3 protein-coding genes are annotated in these 6947 nt (G+C 30.1%); all 3 read left to right on the top strand.

The genetic code is table 11. The annotated features are described in order from the left end of the window. Positions 1-48 precede the first annotated feature (48 nt). The 3 genes from AC2LE6_RS08080 (at position 49) to AC2LE6_RS08070 (ending at position 6813) form a co-directional block, all read left to right on the top strand. A complete protein-coding gene (locus AC2LE6_RS08080; protein ID WP_484478749.1) occupies positions 49-1059 on the top strand; it encodes a GGDEF domain-containing protein in 1011 nt (336 codons plus the stop codon). Between the two features lie 602 nt (positions 1060-1661). Beyond that, positions 1662-5078: a diguanylate cyclase gene (locus tag AC2LE6_RS08075; RefSeq protein ID WP_484478748.1), complete on the top strand. Its 3417-nt coding sequence runs from the start codon at positions 1662-1664 to the stop codon at positions 5076-5078. 382 nt (positions 5079-5460) lie between these two features. Further along, positions 5461-6813 (top strand): HD domain-containing phosphohydrolase, encoded by a 1353-nt coding sequence (locus AC2LE6_RS08070; RefSeq protein ID WP_484478747.1) that lies wholly within the window; start codon positions 5461-5463, stop codon positions 6811-6813. The last annotated feature ends 134 nt before the right edge of the window (positions 6814-6947 follow it).

Here is a 6947-nt window from a genome sequence, read left to right as displayed (position 1 = left end):
CGTCGGTTTCTCCTATGTGTACCGCGTAAATGTTTTTGGAGGAAGATTATGAAATACACAACAAAATATATTAATAAACAAATAATGCTTGCTCTTTACATATTGATGTCTATATCTGGAGTAGTTGCACTTTTTATTACACAAAACCCTTCAGTAAAATCTACAATCCCTCAAGTGTTTACATTGTTGATTAGTATAATCTTTCTTATTTTTATAATATTTAAGGATTTAAACCAAATAACACACGTTGTTTCAATAGCTTTTTATATCATTACGACTATATCCATGTGGTTTTTTCTTGGTTCTGCTCATCCATTGGGGCTTATCTATTTAATGCTATTAATCATCATCATAATTGAGACCCTGGACTGGAAAGTTCAAAGACTATTATTGGTAGTCTTAATTTTGACATATATGATTTTTGGATTAGTAGATGTTTTTATTCGAATCGATAATCCTAGCCTACATATATTTACCTTGCCGGGATTTATTGGAATAAGTGTTCTAATAATTGGTGTTGCAATAATTACATTGCTTAGCCGTCTATTTAAAGAGGAGTTATTAAAACATTTAAGAGATGTATCAAGCATCGATGCATTAACAGGTGTAAAGAACACTCGAGCTTTTTATGAGGAGATTGAGTTACTCGAAAGTGATTACTTAAGATATCAAACAAACTACTCACTGGTCTATGTTGATGTGGATGAATTCAAAGAGATAAACGATCAATACGGACATTTAGTCGGAGATGAAGTTTTAAAAAATTTAAGCCAACACATCAAAAAAAGTATTCGTAAAACTGACGAAGTATATCGTCTAGGTGGAGATGAATTTGTTGTTACATTTAAAAATGTTGGCAAGAGTGAAGTGCAAAAGAAGATGATTATAATAGGAGAAGAATACTCAGAACATAATCGCATTCATCTAGGATTTTCATATGGGATTATTGAGAGGAAAGGGTCAGAACTATCGGTTTCTGAGTTGTTAAAAGAAGCAGATAGACTTATGTATGAAAACAAGCAAACAAAAAAACATTCAAGTATAAAGAAAATTAAATAAGGGGAAACTATGAGTGTTGTGAGGTTGTCTACAAGAATAACTTGAACAAGTACTTGAAAAACAGTTTATATAGTTAACCAAATTAAAATTCAATTAAAGCAATACCAACTTATCATGGTATTGCTTTTCACTTGCATTAAAGAACGCTTATAAGTTTCAGGGAGTCTCAACTCCACCAATATAATTTGTAAATAAAGGCCTTTAGACTGATTATTAGTTGAAAGGTCTTTTTTTATTGGTCAACAAAAAATCATAGTTTAGATAGTGGGTTGCATTTGAATCAATCAATTGTAATATTATTGTAATTGAATACATTTAGTTATATACTTAAGATAGGGCTAAGGATTCTATCCAAATAGAGCCTTGTTTTTCTAAGAAATCTCTTCTTGATTAAGATCTGTAGAATATAGAACTAGGTAATTACATTTTTATTGAATTTATAACTAATTATTAAGCTGTATTTATAAACATATTTATTCTTTTTAGTTTGAGTTCAATTTACATTATTTTACTTAGAAAAAATATGATAAAAAAGCAAAAGAAATAAATAATATAATTCATAATTTTAAGTTTTTCACAGACTAAACTCAGGAGGGTATATTATGTTAAGAAACTTGTCAGTTAAGACTAAACTAAAAATTTACTTTTTTGGTTTAGCTTTTTTTATATTATTAGTTTCTAGTTCAGCAATATTTTTTATTGCCAGAATTGGAGATAGTGCTCAAAATCTCTATACTCACCCATATCAAGTATCAGTAGGAATCACTGAAACTGAATCGGAAATAAGACGTGTATTTAGTGTAATGCAAAATATAGTTAATTCTGAGGATCAAAATTTTATAAGTGTGCAGGAAGAACTAATTGAAGAGATTGATTTAAGTCTTGAAGAAAATATTGAGATTTTATATGAATTCTATTTAGGTGATATTAGTAGTATTACGGAATTAGAAGAAGAATACTTGGAGTCCAAAGCAAATAGAATTATAGTTATAGATTATTTGAAGAATGCTGACTTTGATAGCGCTAAAGGATTTATGGTAACAAATGGTGCAGCTCAACAGGAGACGCTTTTGGAAAAAATACATGTTATTGAATTGTTTGCATCGAATAAAGCAGATGAGTTAAGCGAAACTGCTTTAGTACAAGCTTCACTCTATACATATCTTATTATTGGATTTTCAACAATAATAATTGCAATCTCGATTGTACTAGTTGTTTATATAATAAAAGATTTGGTTCCACCACTTGAAAAATTACTAAAAACAATTGAATCATATAAAGAAGATGAAAATATAAATGTGCTGGATTTGGATAGAAAAGATGAGTTAGGAGTTATAGGTAATAGTTTTAACGAAATGTTAGATTTTCTGAAATCAAAACAAGAAATGCAGAAGTTAAATTTGAAATTGTCAAAATTAAAGAGCACCGAAGAATTACATAAAACACAATTACTATTAAATGCAAGCTTAGAAAGTCCCAAGGACATCATTATTCTATCCTTAGATACTGAGTATAAATACATGTTCTTTAATAAGGCACATAGCACCTCTATGAAAGCAGCATACAATGCAGATGTTACTAATGGTATGTGCATATTTGATTTTATGACTTCAGAAGAAGATATAAGAAAAGTAAAAGAAAACTATGATAGAGCTTTATCTGGTGAAACCCATACTACGAGAGAGCAATATGGTGATCTAGAAAAAAGTTATTTTGAAATAATATTTAGTCCAGTAATTAATAATGAAAAAGAAATTATTGGGATATCTTCATTTGCCAGAGACATAACTAAAATGACAAAAGCAAATATAAAACAAGAGGAAAGTGAAGAAAAGTATAAACTCTTAAATAATATGATGCCTTTAGGGCTGGTACATTATCAGATTGTTTTTGATGAAAAAAACAAGAAAAACAGATATCAATTTCTTGAGGTTAACAAAACGTTCGAGAAACAAGTTGGAATGAAGAATTCTGATCTTTTTGGTAAGTGTTTAGTTGATGTTTTCCCAAAAACTGAACAGTATTGGCTTGATAATTTTGATGAAGTTGTTTCATCAGGAAATCCAATTATATTTGAAGATTATTCTGTAGAAGTAGATGGCTACATGAAAGTATCAGTATATACAATAAAATCTGATATACTTGCAGTTGTTATAGAAGATGTAACTGAGAATAGAAAAGCAACACTTAAGAAAGAAGAAAGTGAAAAAAGATATACTGGACTAATAGAAAATCTTGACTCAGGTGTTGTTGTTCATGCTAAAGACACATCCATAATTTCTAGTAATGATAAGGCTTCAAAATTGTTAGGAATATCTCATGATAAATTAGATGGTAAGTTTGCATTTGATCCTGATTTTAGTTTTGTATCGGAAAGTGGAGAAAAATTAGAACTTGATGAATATCCAGTTAATTTGATAATTACAAGCGGACAACCAATTAAAGATATTGTAATTGGTATTAACCATGCTAAACTTAATTACGTTACTTGGGTATCAGTAAATGGTTTTCCTCGTTTTGACGATAACAATGAAATTAAAGAAGTAGTAATCAGTTTTAGTGATATTACAGAAAAAGCTAAAGTACTAGAAAAATTAAAATCAAGTGAACAAAGTTTGAAGAGAACTCAAAAAATAGCTAAAATAGGATCTTGGGAACTAACTTTGAAGGATATGACTGTGTGGGGATCAGAGGAAGCTTTTAATATATATGATTTAGATAGAACTAGCGAATTTTTGGATTTACAAAAAACATTAGATATGATTGATAGAGCGGATATAGATAGAAATAATAAAGCATTAGCTGAATTAATTCAAAATAATATACCATATAAAGTAACATTTAAAATTAAAACTGGAAAAGGAAATGATAAGTATATTGATTCTAGAGGATTCTTAGAATTTGATGAGCAAAACAATCCTATTAAAGTTCTTGGTATGGTTCATGACATAACTGATTTGAAAGGAAAAGAAGACGAATTAAGCTATTTGGGTTATCACGATCAACTTACGGGATTATATAATAGGAGATTTTTTGAAGAACAAATGAAACGATTGGATAATCCTAGGAATCTACCATTATCTGTTATTATGGGAGATGTAAACGGACTAAAATTAATAAATGATGCATTTGGTCATAAAGCAGGGGATAAATTACTTCGTATGATTGGAAATATAATATCAATATGTATTAGAGGTAACGATATCGCTGCTAGATGGGGTGGAGATGAATTTGTTGTATTATTACCAAACACTTCAGCAGATGCTGCAGAGGTACTGATTTCAAGAATTCAGAAAGAGATTAAGAAGACTCAATTTGAATATGGGAAAATATCTATTTCGTTTGGATTAGATTCCAAAAATGACAACCAAGAGGATATAAATAAAATATTTATTAATGCTGAAGAGTTTATGTATCAAAATAAGCTTGTCGAAATTGATAGTATTCGTGGTCAAACAATCAATACTATCATGACTACATTATTTGAAAAAAGTGCTGAAACAAGGGAGCATTCTATGAGGGTTTCAGAACTTGCTTTTTTGATTTCTGAAAAAATGGGATTATCAAAAACAAATATTAATGATATCAAAACTATGGGCTTGATTCATGATGTTGGTAAGATTGTTATTGATTTACATATATTAGAAAAGCCTGGAAAGTTGACAGAGGAAGAATACAAAATTATTCAACAACATCCATTATCTGGAAGTAGAATGTTGAATTCCTCACATGAATATTCAAGATTGGCTGTAGGGGTACTTCATCATCACGAACGTGTTGATGGTAAAGGATATCCTAATGGAATAAGTGGAGATCAAATACCTATAGAGTCAAAAATAATTGCAGTTGCTGATGCCTTTGACGCAATGACTGCTCAAAGACCTTATCGACTAACTCCTTTATCTGTAGAAGAAGCAATAGCAGAACTTCGAAAATATAGTGGAACTCAGTTTGATTCTGAAATAGTAAAAGTGTTTGCAGAAAATTATGTTGAGATAACAAAAAAAGTAGAAAACTAATTGTAAATAGGGAAGACAGTAAAATGTCTTCTTTTATTTGAAAATATATATATATTTATTATGGACGCGGATAAGTTTCAGAGACCCTCAACTCCACCAATAGTACCCGCGTCCGAGGAATTTAACGGCTATGTATAGCTGTGTATAGATTTCTCGGTTTTTGTTTGGATTAAAACTATACGTAAATTTAGCACATTTTCATGTGCTTTTTTATTGGATTATAGTAGCAATAGGGTTGAATTGAGTTTTTGGCACTCCGAACCCTGTCCAAATGTAATATTAGTTTTATTGCTAAAGCATGCTTCTATGAGTTAAATGATTCTTGATAAATTCATATCATTACGCTATAATATTTACATTAAAGTAGAAGGAGGATGGCATAATGAATTCAAAAATAAATGACTTTTTAGATAGAGAGTACAGATTGCTTGAGAAAGCACCTATTGGAGTTATAGTTTTGAGGGATGGTATAATTTTAGAAATAAATTCTAGCGCTCTTACTACTTTAGGGTATAGTAATAAAAAAGAATTGATTGGGTTAAGTCCAGTAGAAGTTTCACCATTAAGACAGATTAATCTCGAAGAAAGCAGTAGTGCTGCTAAAAAGAAATTCGAAGAGGCAAAAGAAAAATCAAGTTGTGAATTTGAATGGCTTCACATTAAAAAAAATGGTAGCAATATATTGCTAAAAATATCTTTGCAATATTATCAGACTGTAGATTTATTTGTAGCATATTGGCATAATATAACTGATTTTAAAAATAAAACGAAGATTTATAATGATTTTATGAACAATTTTCCTGGAGCTTGTTACATTAAAAATTCGAAGTTTGAGCATATATTTTTGAATAAATTCGCTCAAAATATCCCTACAAAAGGTATAGATTTTGATAATTACAAAATAAACAAATATAGAACAATAGATTTGTTTGATGATGAATTAGCAAGGCAAATGGATAAAGTAGATTTGGAGTTAATAAATGGTGAAACAGTCGCTGAAAATATATATAAACTCGATAATATTGACGAAAAGAAAGTTAAATGGATCAAAGATACAAAATTCAAATATACCGATGTAAATAAAGAAACATACATAGGTGGAATTTCTCTTGATATCACAGACTTAATGTTAACCAAAAGTAGACTGGAGGCAGAGCTGAAATCTGCGCTTTCTACACTTCACTCGATTACAAATTACCTTGATCCCTATACTGCTGGACATGAAATGAGAGTATCAGGTTTATCAGTGGAAATTGGCAAGAGATTAGGACTTTCAGAATTGGAACTTGAAGGATTGAGAGTAGCTGGTTTATTACATGATATTGGTAAAATATCAATCCCACTTGGAATCCTATCTAAACCGGGAAAATTAACTAATATTGAATTTCTATTAATCAAGGAGCATACCCAAGTAGGGTATGAAATTGTTAAAAATATTCCTTTTGAATGGCCTATTCATGATGTAATATTACAACATCATGAAAGATTGGATGGAACCGGTTATCCTAATGGATTAACAGCAAAAGATATAAGATTTGAATCTAAGATTATCGCAGTAGCAGATGTAGTTGCAGCTATGTCTAATCACAGACCCTATAGAGCTGCTTTAGATTCTGAAATTGTACTTGAAGAGTTAAAAAAAGGTAGAGGTACAATTTATGATTCTAAAATCATTGATATCTGCCTAGAAATAATGGAATTAGGATTACACAATATAGAAGGATGGGAGACTTAAACTTTTTTCTCTCTCATGAAAATAGAACTGGACGAGGGTATCGTTCAGGGACCCTCAACTCCACCAATAGTACCCTAGTCCGAGGAATTTAATGGCTATGTATAGCTGTATATAGATTTCTCGGTTTTTGTTTG

This window comes from Candidatus Izemoplasma sp. (assembly GCF_982632705.1).
The sequence above is the reverse complement of the archived record's forward strand: the minus strand, read 5'-3'. Positions and strand labels throughout refer to the sequence as shown.

What these genes read in the sequence shown, in the direction of transcription:
- AC2LE6_RS08080 (WP_484478749.1), top strand. Translation starts at nt 49, where the DNA reads ATGAAATACACAACAAAATATATTAATAAACAAATAATGCTTGCTCTT.
- AC2LE6_RS08075 (WP_484478748.1), top strand. Translation starts at nt 1,662, where the DNA reads ATGTTAAGAAACTTGTCAGTTAAGACTAAACTAAAAATTTACTTTTTT.
- AC2LE6_RS08070 (WP_484478747.1), top strand. Translation starts at nt 5,461, where the DNA reads ATGAATTCAAAAATAAATGACTTTTTAGATAGAGAGTACAGATTGCTT.